Here is a 14,457-nt window from a genome sequence, read left to right as displayed (position 1 = left end):
CATGCGCTGTCCGAATGGGCGCGCGGCGCTCAAGGCACTTCTAATTTCGCGGCGTCTCCACTAAAGAGGCGCCTTCAGACAACACCGGATTTTTTGGAAAGGCGGGCCAAGCCCGTTCAAGAGGCCTCATGGATCGCATCAGGATTGTAGGCGGCAACAAGCTCAACGGCGTCATCCCGATTTCCGGCGCCAAGAACGCGGCGTTGCCGCTGATGATCGCGTCGCTTCTGACCGACGACACGCTGACGCTCGAAAACGTGCCACATCTGGCCGACGTCGAGCAGCTGATCCGCATCCTTGGCAACCATGGCGTCGATATCTCCGTCAACGGCCGTCGCGAGCGCCAGGGCGAAAGCTACGCCCGCACCATCCACTTCACCTGCCGCAACATCGTCGATACGACCGCTCCTTACGAGCTGGTCTCGAAGATGCGCGCGAGCTTCTGGGTCATTGGCCCGCTGCTCGCCCGTGAAGGCAGGGCCCGTGTTTCGCTCCCGGGCGGCTGCGCCATCGGCACGCGTCCGGTCGATCTCTTCATCGAAGGTTTGGCGGCGCTCAGCGCCAACATCGAGATCGACGGCGGCTATGTCAACGCGACAGCGCCGGAAGGCGGCCTGATCGGCGCGCGCTACACCTTCCCGAAGGTTTCCGTCGGCGCCACCCACGTGCTGATGATGGCGGCGACCCTCGCCAACGGCACCACGGTGCTCGGCAACGCCGCGCGCGAGCCCGAAGTCGTCGATCTTGCCAACTGCCTCAACGCCATGGGCGCCAAGATCACTGGCCAGGGCACGTCGACGATCACCATCGAGGGCGTTCGCTCGCTTTCCGGCGCACGTCACCGCGTGCTGCCTGATCGCATCGAGACCGGTACCTATGCCATGGCGGTTGCCATGACCGGCGGCGACGTCATCCTCGAAGACACCGACATGGCGCTGCTGGACACCGCACTCGAGGCGATCCGCCGCGCCGGCGCCGAGATAACCGCCACCAACAGCGGCATCCGCGTCGTGCGCAACGGCGCCGGTATCAAGCCGGTCGATATCGTCACCGATCCGTTCCCGGGCTTCCCGACGGACCTGCAGGCCCAATTCATGGGCCTGATGACCATGGCCAAGGGCACCTCGCACATCACCGAGACGATCTTCGAGAACCGCTTCATGCATGTGCAGGAACTGGCTCGCCTCGGCGCCAAGATCTCGCTCTCCGGCCAGACGGCCAAGATCGAAGGCGTCAGCCGCCTGAAGGGCGCGCCGGTGATGGCGACCGACCTTCGCGCTTCCGTCTCGCTCGTCATTGCCGGCCTTGCCGCCGAAGGCGAGACCATGGTGTCGCGCGTCTATCATCTCGATCGCGGCTTTGAGCGACTGGAAGAGAAGCTCACCCGCTGCGGCGCGCATGTCGAGCGCGTCAGCGACTGATTTGCTTCGTTGCGCCTGATACCGTTTGCGGTTTCAGGCGCAACGTCCTATGTCCAATTCAATTGTGGCACGGCAAGATGTGCGGCGAAACGAAGGGGATGGACGGCATGAGTGGATTGAAGCTGCTGGCGCTCGACGAGGAAGATCTCGCCATTGTGTCCGCTCACGTCCAGGATGCCGTCTTCAAGGTTTCGGGCTTGGACTATGACGCCCGACGCAAGCAATTTTCGCTCATCGTCAATCGCTTCGTGTGGGAGACGGCCGAGGGCAAGCGTCGTTCCTTCGAGCGCCGGCGTGCGCTTCTCCTCTTCAAGCGGGTGAATGCGGTGCGCTCGGTCGGCTTCGACCGGCGCGACGGCGAGGCGGTGCTGGACCTATTGGCACTCAAGTTCTCCGTACGCGGCGAAGCCCCTGAAGGCACGATCGAACTGGTTCTTGCCGGCGACGCCTCGATCGCGCTTGACGTCGAATGCATCGAAACGCAGCTTGCGGATACCGGCGGGGCGTGGGAAACCGCTTTCAAGCCCAAGCATCCAGAAGGCGCTTGATCCGCTCGACTAGAACGACACAGGCATACAAGGACGTCCCCTTTGGCAATCAGGCTCAACTTCCTCGACGGTGACTTCGAACAAAGGTTCGCGTCATTCCTGACGACCAAGCGTGAGGTGTCCGAAGACGTCAATACGGTGGTCAAGACGATCATCGATGACGTACGCCTACGTGGAAATTCAGCACTTGCCGAATATTCCAATCGTTTCGATGGCGTCGATTTCTCGGTGACGCCGATGGCCGTCAGCGAGGCGGAAATCGATGCGGCGATCCAGGCGGTAGAGCCGGAAGTGCTGGGCGCGCTCAAGGTTGCAGCCACGCGCATCGAATCACACCATGCGCGCCAGCGTCCGAAGGACGATATCTACGAGGACGCCATGGGCGTCGGCCTCGGTTCGCGCTGGACGGCGGTCGATGCCGTCGGTCTCTATGTGCCCGGCGGCACTGCGAGCTATCCGAGCTCGGTGCTGATGAACGCGCTGCCGGCGAAAGTGGCCGGCGTTCCCCGCATCGTCATGGTCGTGCCGGCAACCGGCGGCAACATCAACCCGGCGGTGCTTGCCGCAGCACGGCTTGCTGGCGTTGAGGAAATCTACCGCATCGGCGGCGCGCAGGCCGTAGCTGCCCTTGCCTATGGCACCGAGACGATCGCGCCCGTCGCCAAGATTGTCGGCCCGGGCAATGCGTATGTCGCCGCCGCCAAGCGCCAGGTTTTCGGCACTGTCGGCATAGACATGATTGCCGGTCCCTCGGAAGTGCTCGTCATTGCCGACAAGCACAATGATCCGGATTGGATTGCCGCTGATCTTCTGGCCCAAGCCGAGCACGACGTCGGCGCCCAGTCGATCCTGATCACCGATGACGCGGAGTTCGGCCAGGCGGTCGAGATTGCGGTCGAGCGGCAGTTGAAGACGCTGCCGCGCGCGGACACGGCCTCGGCGAGCTGGCGCGATTTCGGCGCGGTCATTCTTGTGCCCGATCTTGAAGAGGCCGTGCCGCTCGCCAATCGCATTGCCGCCGAGCATCTGGAGCTGGCGCTCGCCAATCCCGACGCGATGGTCGAAAAGATCCGCAATGCCGGCGCGATCTTCGTCGGACGCCACACGCCTGAGGTCATCGGCGACTATGTCGGCGGGTCCAACCACGTCCTGCCGACGGCGCGCTCGGCGCGTTTTTCGTCCGGTCTCGGCGTGCTCGACTACATGAAGCGCACCTCGATCCTCAGGCTTGATCCCGAGCAGTTGCGGATCCTTGGGCCGGCGGCAATCGTGCTTGCGAAATCCGAGGGCCTTGAGGCCCATGCGCGCTCCGTCGCCATTCGCCTCAATCTCGGGGACGCTGGATGAAGGCGGACCGCAACCTGCGCCTCTGCGATGTCGTTCTGGACGAGACAATCGGCCGCTCGACCCCTGACGTGGAGCACGAGCGCGCGGTTGCGATTTTCGACCTGCTCGAAGAAAACCTGTTCGAACCGGTTGGCCACCCCGGCGGCCCCTACAAGCTCAATCTCTCGCTTGTCGACGCGAAGCTGGTCTTTGCGATCTCGACAGACAAGGGCGGCGATGTCGCGACCCACATCCTGTCGCTGACGCCGTTCCGCCGGATCGTGAAGGACTACTTCATGATCTGCGAGAGCTATTACGAAGCGATCCGCTCGGCGACGCCGAGCCAGATCGAGGCGATCGACATGGGGCGCCGCGGCATTCACAACGAAGGTTCGCAGACCCTGATGGATCGGCTCGCCGGCAAGATCCGCCTGGATTTCGACACCGCCCGCCGCCTGTTCACGCTCGTCTGCGTGCTCTACTGGCGCGGGTGAGGGCGGGGACCGGCATGACGGGAACCGAGGCGACACAGCCGAAAATGCCCCGCTCGGTCCTCTTCATGTGCGGCATGAATGCCATCCGCTCGCCGATGGCCGAGGCGCTGGCCAAGGCTGCCCTGCCGGCGGGGACCTATGTCGCCTCCGCCGGGGTCCGCCACGGCGAACGCGATCCCTTTGTCGACGTGGTGATGGCCGAGATTGGCCTGAGCATCGGCCGCCACCAGCCGCATACGCTCGATGAGCTCGAAGACGATTACTTCGACCTGATCGTCACCTTGGCGCCGGAGGCGCACCACAAGGCGCTCGAATTGACTCGCTCGATGGCCGTCGACGTGGTCTACTGGCCGACGCCGGATCCGACCGTGGCGGCCGGTACGCGCGAGCAGATCGTCGATGCCTACCGCGCCGTGCGTGATCACTTGTCTGCATTGATCAACCACCGGCTTGTCGGCCCGCACCAGCACAAGAAAGCCTGAGCGGCAAACTGAAAACCGCACACATTTCTCGGTGCCGTCACAAAAGCGCAAAAGCCGGCGTTAGATGGTTCACAAATCCTCGTCGATTGTGTAGTTTCCGGCAAATTTTTCGGGATACCTGACGGTTCCCTAAACAAAGATAGAAAGAACAGTCCTACATGGCGAAAGAAGAAGTCCTTGAATTTCCGGGCGTGGTCACCGAATTGCTTCCCAACGCGACCTTCCGCGTGAAGCTTGAAAACGAGCATGAGATCATCGCCCACACGGCTGGCCGCATGCGCAAGAACCGCATTCGCGTGCTTGCCGGCGACAAGGTTCTCGTCGAAATGACCCCGTACGACCTGACCAAGGGCCGCATCACCTACCGCTTCAAGTAAGCCGCACTCAGCTCTCCGCAATTCCTGGAGCAATTCCGCGTTCCGATGACAGTGGCCAAGAAACTGATACTGGCGTCCGGTTCGCCGCGCCGCGTCGAGCTGCTTGCGCAGGCGGGCATCGAGCCCGCGCGCCTGATGCCGATGGATCTCGACGAAACGCCGAAGCGGGCCGAACACCCACGTTCGCTTGCAAGGCGCCTGTCGGCCGAAAAGGCGCGGGCAGCGCTGGCCGCGATCAAGGGCGAGCCGGGCTGGGACGGAAGCTATATTCTCGCCGCCGATACGGTTGTCTGTGTCGGGCGGCGCATCCTGCCGAAGCCGGAACTGGTCAGCGAAGCCTCAAGCGCGCTGCATCTTCTGTCCGGTCGCAGCCACCGTGTCTATACAGGCGTCTGCCTGATCACGCCGGACAAGACGCTGAGGCAGAAGGTGGTCGACACCAAGGTGCGCTTCAAGCGCCTTTCCGGCTTTGACATCGAAAGCTACCTCGCCTCCGGCCAATGGCGCGGCAAGGCGGGTGCTTACGGCATTCAGGGCATTGCCGGCAGCTTCGTGGTCAAGCTGGTCGGATCCTACACCAATGTCGTCGGCCTGCCGCTTTACGAAACTGTCGGCCTGCTTGTCGGCGAAGGCTACGACGTGCACAATCGTTGGCTGGAAGGCTGATATCCTGTGACCGACGAGACAAAAAAGAGCGGCTCGAACGTCGCGCCTCTGCGCGCGCCTCGCCCCTGTCCGGAATGCGGCCGGCCGTCTCAGCGCGAGCACTACCCGTTCTGCTCGGATCGGTGCCGCAATGTCGACCTCAACCGTTGGCTCTCCGGCTCCTATGCCATTCCGGTTGCCGACGACGAATCGAAGGCTGACGAAGGCGACGAGCGCTAGCGCACCGTCCGTCGGTGGCGCGATCGGCTCGGCATTTCCGGACATGCCATCATTTCCCTCTCGATCGTTGTCACGGCTCGGCGCCTCGATGCGCAATTTGCGGCCACCACTTTCGATCTACCAGGCTATTGCGGTCGCCGGACGGCGATGGAAGCGTCCGCGATCTCTCTGAATCCCTTTATCTTTTCGGTTTTTTTGACTGTCCACAGGAATCCGGTCAAAAAACTTTCATTTGGCGCTGGACACCGCCGAACAAGATGCTATAACCCCGCTCGCTTCCGGGGCAAACACAAGCGCCCCGGTGGTTCCGAAAGGAGCCGATGCCTGAAACGGCAGATGCCCGGATAGCTCAGTTGGTAGAGCAGCGGATTGAAAATCCGCGTGTCGGTGGTTCAAATCCGCCTCCGGGCACCATCATTCTCTCAGTGAATTTTGATGCTTCGATGATGCAGGAATTGCAGCAGAGGGCTGTCCAGTCAGGATCCCGCAAGCTCCCGTGGTCGTGCGGAAGTGGAAGCCAAGGAGTAGTTGAATGCCGGACGCGCAAGACGAGATGAGGCTGAGTACCTTCAAGCTCCATGAGCAGGCCGTGCAGGCTTTTGTCGGCGAGAGAGCCTGCAGGCTGGACGCGATTGAGCTTGGCGGCGACGTGCTCGTCGTGTTGACGTGGCTTGGCAATGCGGAGCGGGGCCTTCGCAAGCCTGAATACGTGTTGCCGATCTCAGCGGTGAAGCACCAGGACCTGGGCGGCGACCCGAAGGCGCCCTGCAGGTGGATCCTCTCAGCAGCGCTTCCCAAGTCGCTCTTCGACGGCACAGCGTCGAGACAGTTTCGCCGGCAGTTTGGTGTGGAAACGGGTCCCGCCGTGACATTGCCATTGGCACCGGCCCGCTCCTGACAGCAAAGACAGCGCCTCGCTGCAGCGATCAGTGCGTGCGCCTTGTCCTGCAAGACAAGATCGTTGGCCGGCGAATCGACTTGCGAAATGCGAGGCGGCCATCAACTCCGCTGCCGATCACGGCCGCTACGTTTCCTGCGGTCGATTGGCTGGCGCGATTCGCGTCAGAACGCCGCCGTTGATCCGGGATGCTGTTGTGCGGCGCGCGGCGATTGGCGCTCGGGGCGCCGCAGATCACCGGCTTGAATGTCGAGTGTTCTCGCGCTTTTTCGCGGGCTGATTTTATGCACGCTGGTCGGCTCAGCCGACGATGGCCGGGAACGCACAAATTGCTGCTCCGAGCCTAGGGCCCCCGCATCAATCCCTCACGCTAACGCCTGGCCGGACCGGGTCGCTGTTCCCTGCGTTACATCTGCGTCACGGCTTCCGCGTATTCTCGCGCCCGGGAGGACCAAGCGGCCGCGAGCTCGCTGCCGCACAATTAAAAGCCACGGCGCTGACGAAAACAGGCGTGGCCGGGTCAACCGAGGATCAGAAATGCATAAATCTGCGAAACTCTCTCTGGCCGCGCTAGTGGCTGTGGCGGTCGCGGCGGGGAGCGTTGCTCCTGCCTATGCCGGCGGCAGCTACTACAAGGGTGCGTCGTCGACCACCATCAATGAAGGTCATGGCAGCGAAAAGTACAATCCGCCCGGAACGAAGGTGAACCGTCCTCCGGCAAGAAACGGTTCATACTACAAGGGCGTGATGCGCAAGTAGGTGACGATACGTCGGGGAAAGGGGATGGTCCCGAGGCTCCAAGGCGTCGTGGCTCCGATAGACTCGCAAAGGCCGCTGAAGACCTTTGAGTTGCTGCATTTCTTGTCCTTTCGTCGGCTACGCCAAAGGCGACATACAGCAGGCGGCCAGCCAAAGCTCTCCCCGGGAGGAATGACAAGCCGAAACAAAAAAGGGCGCCGCGGCGCCCTTTCGTATTCAGATCAGCACGTGGTTGAGGATATCGCCTTCGCTGATTACCAGGTTCGGCAGATGGCCCTTGCGCAGATACTGTTTCCGGTCGCTGTCGGCCGTGACGAAGACGGCCGTGCTGGCGACCTCCTCGGGCGCGAGCGGCGCTGTCGCCGGCAAAACGGTGATTTCGGAGCGCAGGCCCAGCTCGCGCAGCAGTTCCTCGATCGCGCCATGATCGTCGACGCCATGGAGCACCAGCCGGTCGACTCCTGCCATCGCATTCGTGCGCCACATCACGGTCTGGAGGCAGACCATGAGCGGCAGCACGCGCCTCGCCTGCTGCACATCGGGATTGTGCTCGAAGCCGCCGAGCATGAGGCGCGAGTAAAGCTCATAGGCGCGGATGTAGTCGCGCTTTGCGACCCACATGCGCAAGGCGACACTCATGCGTACCATGGTGAAGTCCCTGATTTGGGCATCGAGATAGAGCCGGCGGTCGGGCGTGAGCCTGAGGGCGCCGCGTTTGGCGCCCGAATAGGCGAAATACTCAAGGCCACCGCGATAGCTGTCCCAGGACGTCAGCACTTCGGCATGGCCCTCCTGCGGTCGGTCGCGGGTGATCTTCGAGCGGATCACCTGGCGATAGAACGGCGTCTTCAGAAAGGTGATTGCTCCCTGTTCGAGGAAGTGGGCAAGGTAGGCGAATGCCCAATAGGCGAACGACCGCGGCACCCAGGCGGAGCGCAGGGCTGCTGTCCTGTAGATGCCGATTTCCGGGAAGACGTGCCGCTCAATGAGGAAATCGAAGACCGGTTCGAATTCCCGCCTCTTGAAACGGGTGTCCTTGTCCACCGTGTAGAACGGTACCCCGTCGCGCCCGTCGACCTCGTCATGGCTGTACCAAGGGGCGTAGCAGACTGTGACCTCGGGATTGAGGTCGAGGTAACGGATCGCATCGCGCACGCCTTCGTTGATGAGCACGTCGTCGTCGGCAAGGTAGATTGTGTATTCGCCGCTTGCGCGGCCAAAGGCGCTGACGATGTTGGGGTAGGGGCCGCGGTTCTCCGCCTGACGGAAATAGCGGATCGGGAGCCCTTTTGCGGCGAAGCCATCGACCACCTCCCGGGTGTCGTCGGTCGAAGCATTGTCGGAGATGATGATCTCGTAGGTGAACGGGAATTGATAGAGTTCCACGAAGTAGGTGAGCGCCTTCTCCAGGAACCGCGCGCGGTTGTAGGTTGGAATGCAGATACTCAGCTTAACCTGGCTCACTCGCCTCTCCATTGTCAGTCGTCGGGTGCGGCGTTTCGCTCTCAGGTGCGGTCCGGCTGCCCCCATCAACGGGGCCAAGGTCTGCCCTAAAGCGCAGCGGACCGCGCGTGGAGGGAGCCTGTCCCTACGCTTTTGTTATTCCGTTTCGATCTTGCGTGAGCCTTGTCTTGAATACGCGCGGACCGGGACCGGAGCAGTGGCGGCAAGCGAGCGTTAGTCTTTTGTTAACCATGTTGGCGCAAGCTCGGTGGTTGTTACCCCAATGGCACTCGGGATCTGCGTTGGGCGAGCCGCTGCGCCGCATAGGCAGTTGCATTCGTTCGTTTTCCGGGAGCCGAGGCAAGGATGTGCGACATGGCAGATCACATGATGAAGCTGCTGATGAGCATCATGGCGGCGCTGTCGCTCGGGTCGCTGCTGTTTCTGGCGGCAGTTCTTTAAAGGTCCATGCGTTCGCAAGGGCTCAAGACGGCCTGGCCGTTATCCTAATGACGATAAAAGGTGTCCGCTTGCGGCAATCCAGCCCTGTCAGGGGTAGAGATAGAACTCGCCCCAGTTTTCATGCGGCACGAGCTCGCCGATCTTGTACTCGAAGGACAGGACATCCAGGTGCTCCGCGTCGGTGCGGCACTTGAACTTCAGCTTGTACCATTCGCCCTTGCTGCGGAAGACTGCACCCGGCGCTTTCATCTTGTCTTCCTTCACGATCGGTTCGGCGAAGGTGTAGGCAATGACCTTGTCCGGCTTGAAGCTCGACTTGTCGGCGTTGATACGCTCCATGGCCTCGGTATCGCAGCGCTGTTCGAGGCGTGTTTGCGGGTCGAGCTTTTCGAACTGGCGCACCAGGGACTGATCCATAGCCAGGGCCGGTGAAAAGCTGGCGGCGAAGATCAGCGGATACGCAATTGTCTTCATGCTCAACGAACTCCTGGCCTTGAAGGGGAACCGGCAAATCACCGAAGGGGTGAGCGTTCGTACTCAGTTAAGCTTTGTGGCCATTCCAAGGCACGGATCACATTTGCGGAACGTGGCTACGTTTCCGAGACGTCGATCCATTCGGCCCCTGTCAATTCGACGATACGGGCGGGACTGATATGCACGGCCGCGTTGGTGGCGCCGGCGGCCGGCACGACGATGTCATAGGCTTTCAGCGACAGGTCGCAAAAGACGTTGTGCGGCTTGGTTAACCCGAAGGGACAGACGCCGCCGACCGGGTGACCGGTTTCGGCCTCCACTTCGTCGAAGCCGAGCATACGGGCCTTGGTGCCAAACCGCGCCTTGTACTTCTTGTTGTCGAGGCGGGCATCGCCACGGGTGACGATCAGGATCACGTCGTCGCCGACACGCAGTGCCAAGGTCTTGGCGATCTGCGCCGGCTCGACGCCATGGCCTTCGGCCGCAAGCGCCACCGTTGCGGTGCTTTGCTGAAGCTCGATGACGTCGATGTCGGGGGCGTGCTGCGAAAAGAAGTCTTTGACGGAAGCAAGGCTCATGGCGAAGGAATCACGCTATTGAAAAACTGTGACGATCGGTGTCGCGGCGCAGAGAACCGGCGTGAGCACCCGGCGTCGGGTGCGCAAATCTCTCAATCGTCGTTGGAGGCGTCAAGGTCTTCGGGGCGCCGACCTTCCTGCTGCGGCGGCAGGTAGCCGTGGCTGGTGAACCAGTTTTCCAGGATGGCGGCGATCGCCTGCTCTCGCGTCAGTGCGCCCGAATGATCGGCGATAAAGGCCTTCAGCGCCGCCTCGATTTTCTCGGTGTGAACCACGTTCATATTTGCCTCCGTCTGCCGATGCTCGGCACGCCTACCTAAATTGATCAGCAGATAACAGTGCTACAGCCCCGTTCACGCGTCCAGACAGAACGGATCGGAGATGCTTCGCTTCAGCGAGCGACAGCTGACACCGGGATGGTGCGGGTTCAGGCCTGTTTGACGATGCGGATCAGCACCAGAAGGATGACCGCGCCAATCGTCGCGTGCAGGATGGCAGAGAGCACGCCACTGCCGAGGCTGATGCCGATCGCCGGGAACAGGAAGCCAGCGATGAAGGCGCCGATGATGCCGACCACCATGTTGCCGATCAGCCCGAAACCGAACCCCTTGACGATCAGGCCAGCGAGCCAGCCAGCAATCGCACCGACAATCAGGAATACGAGAATGCTTTCGATACCCATGAATGATTCCCCTTCTGTAGGACCCTCAAGAGAAAGATAGATCAGGATCGCAAATCAGATAGGGGGCAATTTCATCGCGCCGCGATTTTTTTGTGCCGGCCGCAAAACAGGCGTGGCGGCGCCGGCGCCGCCACGCTGGATGGCCTGTGTGCAGGTGTTCAGACGATCCCGCCACCGCCGCCTGCAACTTCAGGGCGTTCTGCCGCGACCCTGGCGCGGTAGCCGCTCTTGCGGTAGGCCGCAACCGGCGCCACGGCGCCGCCATGTTCGAGCCGCGCCATGGAAAGAATTGGCTCGACATCGGTGCGGAAGGCTGTCTTCAGCGTCTCGCTCGCCATCAGCGCGTCGTTGCCATCCTGGTAGTCTTCAAGCGCTTGGCGATCGACGACCAGCGCCTGGGCATAGGCGCGGCAGACTTCGGTGGCGCTGGTCATCAGGCTTTCGATCGGATCGGTGACGTTGTGGCTCTGGTCGAGCATGTGCGCCGGCTGAAACCCTTTGACCTTGCGCGTTTCGGCGTCGACCAGTTCGTTGAAGACGAGGAAGAGCCGGTAGGGATCGACCGAGCCGGTATCGAGATCGTCGTCGCCATATTTGGAATCGTTGAAGTGGAAGCCGCCGAGCTTGCCGAACTGGATGAGCCGGGCGACGATCATCTCGATGTTGACATTCGGTGCGTGGTGGCCGAGGTCGACGAGGCAGAAGGCCTTGGGACCAAGCTCCTGCGCAATCAGGTAGTTGGTGCCCCAGTCCTGCACCACGGTCGAATAGAAGGCCGGCTCGAACATTTTGTGTTCGGTATAGACCCGCCAATCCTCCGGCAGGGCGGCATAGACTGTTTTCATCGCCTCGAGATAGCGTTCGAAGGCGCGAGTGAAGTTGCTCTGGCCAGGGAAGTTGGAGCCATCACCGATCCAGACCGTCAACGCCTTCGAGCCGAGCTGCCGGCCGATCTCGATGCATTCGAGATTATGCTCCACCGCTTGGGCGCGCGTCGCGGCGTCGGTGTGTGACAGCGAGCCGTATTTGTAGGAATGCGGCTGGCCGGGCGCATCGGAGAACGTGTTGGAGTTCATCGCATCGAAGCCGAGGCCGAGCGACGTGCCCTTTTCTCTCAGTTCGGAAATGTCGCTGACCTTGTCCCAGGGAATGTGCAGCGACACGGTGGGCGTCGCGCGCGTCAATTGCTGGATGACGGAGCAATCCTCGAGCTTGTCGAAGATGTTGCGTGGCTCGCCCTTGCCGGGGAACCGGGCAAAGCGCGTGCCGCCGGTGCCCACACCCCAGGAGGGTACGGCGACGCCATAGGCGGCGACCTTGTCCTTGATCGCATCGATCGCGACGCCGCGCCGGTCGAGCCGCTCGCCGAGGCTCTCATAGTCGCGTCGAAGGGCGGTGATGCGACTTTCGTTCTCGGCGTCGATTGTTGCCTGGCTGATCATCGTGGTCATGGTTCGCTCCTCGATCAGCGCGTGAACGACTGGGCGTTGCCCGCGTCGACATTGATGATGTTGCCGGTCGATTTCGCCGACATGTCGGAAGCGAGGAAGTAGATCGCCTCGGCGATATCCTCCGGGAAGACGCTGAGCTTCAGCATCGAACGCTCGCGATAATGCGCCTCGAGGTCGTCGACATCCATCTTGTAGGCGGCGGCGCGCTGTTCTTTCCATTCGCCGGTCCAGATCTTCGAGCCGCGCAGCACCGCATCCGGATTGACGACGTTGACGCGGATCTGCGCAGCAGCCCCTTCGAGCGCCAGGCAACGGGCGAGATGGATCTCGGCGGCCTTGGCGGTGCAATAGGCAGACGCTCCGGGGGAGGCGGCAAGGCCGTTCTTCGAGGCGACGAAGACGACGTTGCCGCCGGCCTTCTGCTGGCGGAAGATGCGGAAGGCCTCGCGCGAGACGAGGAAATAGCCGGTCGTCAGGATCTCGATGTTCTTGTTCCAGAGCGAAAGCGTCGTGTCCTCGATGACGGCGGAGGAGGCAAGGCCGGCGTTCGATACGAGAATGTCGAGGCCGCCGAAGGCAAGCAGCGCATTGGCGAACCCGCCTTCGACCGCCGCTTCGCTCGTGACGTTCATGCTGACCGAGCGCACGACATCCTTGCCGTAGCGGGCCGAAAGTTCAGCTTCGGCGGCGGCAAGCGCCGTCTCGTCGATGTCGGCCAGCACCACGCAGGCGCCTTCCTGCATCAGCCGGTTGGCCGTTGCCTTGCCGATGCCGCCGGCGCCGCCGGTGACGAGTGCGATGCGGCCGGCAAGGCTCTTCGGCTTCGGCATGCGCTGAAGCTTTGCTTCCTCAAGCAGCCAGTACTCAATGTCGAAGGCTTCCTGTTCCGGCAGGCCGACATAGGTCGAAACGCCCGACGCACCGCGCATGACGTTGATGGCGTTGACGTAGAACTCGCCGGAAATGCGGGCGGTCGCCTTGTCCTTGGCAAAGGTGATCATGCCAATACCGGGAACCAGATAAACGACCGCATTCGGGTCGCGCATGGCGGGGCTGTCGGCATGCTTGCAGCGCTCGTAATAGGCCGCGTAGTCGGCCCGATAGGCGGCGATCGCCTCGGGAAGGGCAGAAAGCGTCGCGTCGATATCCGGATTGGCCGGGTCGAAATCGATCACCAGAGGCCGGATCTTGGTGCGCAGGAAATGGTCCGGGCAGCTCGTGCCGAGGGCAGCAAGCGGCTTCAGATCCTTCGACGTGACGAAGTCGAGCACCGCCTGGCTGTCGTCGAAATGGCCGACCTTCTTCTCGTCGGCGCCGATCAGTCCACGGATGACCGGCATCAGCTTGCGAGCGACATCGGAACGGTGGGCCGCATCGAGCGTTGGCATCACAGCACCGCCGAAGGCCGGCTTGGTGTTTTCCGCCTCGAACCAGGCAATCGCCTTGTTGATGATCTCGACCGTCGTCTCATAGGCCTCTCTGGCCGTATCGCCCCAGGTGAAGAGGCCGTGGCTTTCAAGCACGACGCCGCGTGCATCGGGATTTTCCAGGCAGAATTTTTCAAGCCAAAGGCCGAGTTCGTAGCCCGGGCGCTTCCACGGCAGCCAGCCGATGTCGTCGCCGAAAATCTTCGCCGTCAGCTCGCGGCTGTTCTTGGCAGCAGCGATCGCGATGATCGCGTCCGGATGCATATGGTCGACATGCTTCTTCGGCACATAGGCGTGCAGCGGCGTGTCGATCGAGGCGGCGCGCGGGTTGAGATTGAAGGTGCAGTGCGGCAGATAGCCGACCATCTCGTCTTCGAATGCGACACCGCGATAGATCGACTTCAACGCGTTGAGCTTGTCCATATAGAGGGTCGCAAAGCCATCGAGCCTGATCGTGCCGACATCGCCGCCCGAGCCCTTGACCCAGAGAACCTCGGCCGAACCGCCGCCAAGCGGATCCTTCTCCATCACCTTCGCCGAGGTGTTGCCGCCACCATAATTGGTGATGCGCTTGTCGGAGCCGAGCAGGTTCGAGCGATAGAGCAGGCGCTCGGATTCGCTCATGCCGGCAGCCTTCGCCTCATCCCAAAGGTTCGCAAGTCGTGCGTCTTGCTGCTTGTCGAGCATCTCGAATTCCTCCCGGTCTGATGCCGCGCGGCTTGGCGGCCGCGCAGAGATATGGTTGGCATC

The 14,457-nt window shown here is 62.0% G+C and carries 17 protein-coding genes and 1 tRNA gene; 11 read left to right on the top strand and 7 right to left on the bottom strand.

Going from position 1 to position 14,457, the window contains the following annotated elements; all coding sequences use genetic code 11:
• Nucleotides 1-128 precede the first annotated feature (128 nt).
• From murA to MKZ91_RS08150, 11 genes are all read left to right on the top strand, one after another.
• On the top strand, nucleotides 129-1,421 hold the full coding sequence (gene murA / locus MKZ91_RS08200; protein ID WP_336169917.1) for a UDP-N-acetylglucosamine 1-carboxyvinyltransferase: 1,293 nt from the start codon (nucleotides 129-131) through the stop codon (nucleotides 1,419-1,421).
• A 107-nt stretch (nucleotides 1,422-1,528) separates the two neighbouring features.
• Nucleotides 1,529-1,969, top strand: coding sequence for a DUF2948 family protein (locus tag MKZ91_RS08195; protein ID WP_336169915.1), 441 nt, complete (start codon nucleotides 1,529-1,531; stop codon nucleotides 1,967-1,969).
• Nucleotides 1,970-2,011: 42 nt separating this feature from the next.
• Nucleotides 2,012-3,316 carry a histidinol dehydrogenase gene (gene hisD, locus MKZ91_RS08190; RefSeq protein WP_336169913.1) on the top strand — a complete coding sequence of 435 codons (1,305 nt, stop codon included), beginning with the start codon at nucleotides 2,012-2,014 and terminating at the stop codon, nucleotides 3,314-3,316.
• Nucleotides 3,313-3,789, top strand: a complete 477-nt coding sequence (locus MKZ91_RS08185; protein ID WP_336169911.1) for a UPF0262 family protein — start codon at nucleotides 3,313-3,315, stop codon at nucleotides 3,787-3,789. Before hisD ends, MKZ91_RS08185 begins: the two co-directional genes overlap by 4 nt.
• A gap of 14 nt (nucleotides 3,790-3,803) precedes the next feature.
• Nucleotides 3,804-4,271 carry an arsenate-mycothiol transferase ArsC gene (locus tag MKZ91_RS08180; protein WP_336169910.1) on the top strand — a complete coding sequence of 156 codons (468 nt, stop codon included), beginning with the start codon at nucleotides 3,804-3,806 and terminating at the stop codon, nucleotides 4,269-4,271.
• Nucleotides 4,272-4,429: 158 nt separating this feature from the next.
• Nucleotides 4,430-4,648: a translation initiation factor IF-1 gene (infA, locus tag MKZ91_RS08175; RefSeq protein WP_004435948.1), complete on the top strand. Its 219-nt coding sequence runs from the start codon at nucleotides 4,430-4,432 to the stop codon at nucleotides 4,646-4,648.
• Between the two features lie 45 nt (nucleotides 4,649-4,693).
• Entirely contained in the window at nucleotides 4,694-5,314 is a 621-nt protein-coding gene (locus MKZ91_RS08170) for a Maf-like protein (RefSeq protein ID WP_336169866.1), read from the top strand.
• 6 nt (nucleotides 5,315-5,320) lie between these two features.
• A complete protein-coding gene (gene yacG, locus MKZ91_RS08165; protein ID WP_336169864.1) occupies nucleotides 5,321-5,533 on the top strand; it encodes a DNA gyrase inhibitor YacG in 213 nt (70 codons plus the stop codon).
• 338 nt (nucleotides 5,534-5,871) lie between these two features.
• Nucleotides 5,872-5,947 (top strand) — tRNA-Phe (locus MKZ91_RS08160).
• 118 nt (nucleotides 5,948-6,065) lie between these two features.
• The gene (locus MKZ91_RS08155; RefSeq protein ID WP_336169862.1) at nucleotides 6,066-6,431 is read left to right on the top strand and encodes a hypothetical protein; all 366 of its coding nucleotides are present in this window, start codon (nucleotides 6,066-6,068) and stop codon (nucleotides 6,429-6,431) included.
• A 537-nt stretch (nucleotides 6,432-6,968) separates the two neighbouring features.
• Nucleotides 6,969-7,190, top strand: coding sequence for a hypothetical protein (locus tag MKZ91_RS08150; RefSeq protein WP_336169860.1), 222 nt, complete (start codon nucleotides 6,969-6,971; stop codon nucleotides 7,188-7,190).
• Nucleotides 7,191-7,406: 216 nt separating this feature from the next.
• Here the strand turns inward: MKZ91_RS08150 and MKZ91_RS08145 are convergent, their stop codons facing one another.
• From MKZ91_RS08145 to MKZ91_RS08115, 7 genes are all read right to left on the bottom strand, one after another.
• Nucleotides 7,407-8,654: a glycosyltransferase family 2 protein gene (locus tag MKZ91_RS08145; RefSeq protein ID WP_336169858.1), complete on the bottom strand. Its 1,248-nt coding sequence runs from the start codon at nucleotides 8,652-8,654 to the stop codon at nucleotides 7,407-7,409.
• Between the two features lie 528 nt (nucleotides 8,655-9,182).
• On the bottom strand, nucleotides 9,183-9,569 hold the full coding sequence (locus MKZ91_RS08140; protein WP_336169856.1) for a DUF930 domain-containing protein: 387 nt from the start codon (nucleotides 9,567-9,569) through the stop codon (nucleotides 9,183-9,185).
• 116 nt (nucleotides 9,570-9,685) lie between these two features.
• On the bottom strand, nucleotides 9,686-10,147 hold the full coding sequence (locus tag MKZ91_RS08135; RefSeq protein WP_336169854.1) for a YbaK/EbsC family protein: 462 nt from the start codon (nucleotides 10,145-10,147) through the stop codon (nucleotides 9,686-9,688).
• Nucleotides 10,148-10,239: 92 nt separating this feature from the next.
• Complete coding sequence (locus MKZ91_RS08130) at nucleotides 10,240-10,428, bottom strand: hypothetical protein (RefSeq protein WP_336169852.1); 189 nt, start codon at nucleotides 10,426-10,428, stop codon at nucleotides 10,240-10,242.
• A 146-nt stretch (nucleotides 10,429-10,574) separates the two neighbouring features.
• On the bottom strand, nucleotides 10,575-10,829 hold the full coding sequence (locus MKZ91_RS08125; protein WP_025425884.1) for a GlsB/YeaQ/YmgE family stress response membrane protein: 255 nt from the start codon (nucleotides 10,827-10,829) through the stop codon (nucleotides 10,575-10,577).
• Between the two features lie 158 nt (nucleotides 10,830-10,987).
• Nucleotides 10,988-12,280: an L-rhamnose catabolism isomerase gene (rhaI, locus tag MKZ91_RS08120; RefSeq protein ID WP_336169849.1), complete on the bottom strand. Its 1,293-nt coding sequence runs from the start codon at nucleotides 12,278-12,280 to the stop codon at nucleotides 10,988-10,990.
• A gap of 14 nt (nucleotides 12,281-12,294) precedes the next feature.
• On the bottom strand, nucleotides 12,295-14,394 hold the full coding sequence (locus tag MKZ91_RS08115) for a bifunctional rhamnulose-1-phosphate aldolase/short-chain dehydrogenase (protein WP_336169847.1): 2,100 nt from the start codon (nucleotides 14,392-14,394) through the stop codon (nucleotides 12,295-12,297).
• Nucleotides 14,395-14,457: the final 63 nt, after the last annotated feature.

Origin of the sequence: Ensifer sp. MJa1, assembly GCF_037026475.1 — a bacterium.
In the GTDB taxonomy this organism is placed as follows: Bacteria; Pseudomonadota; Alphaproteobacteria; order Rhizobiales; family Rhizobiaceae; genus Ensifer.
This window is presented reverse-complemented; position numbering and strand designations above follow the sequence as displayed.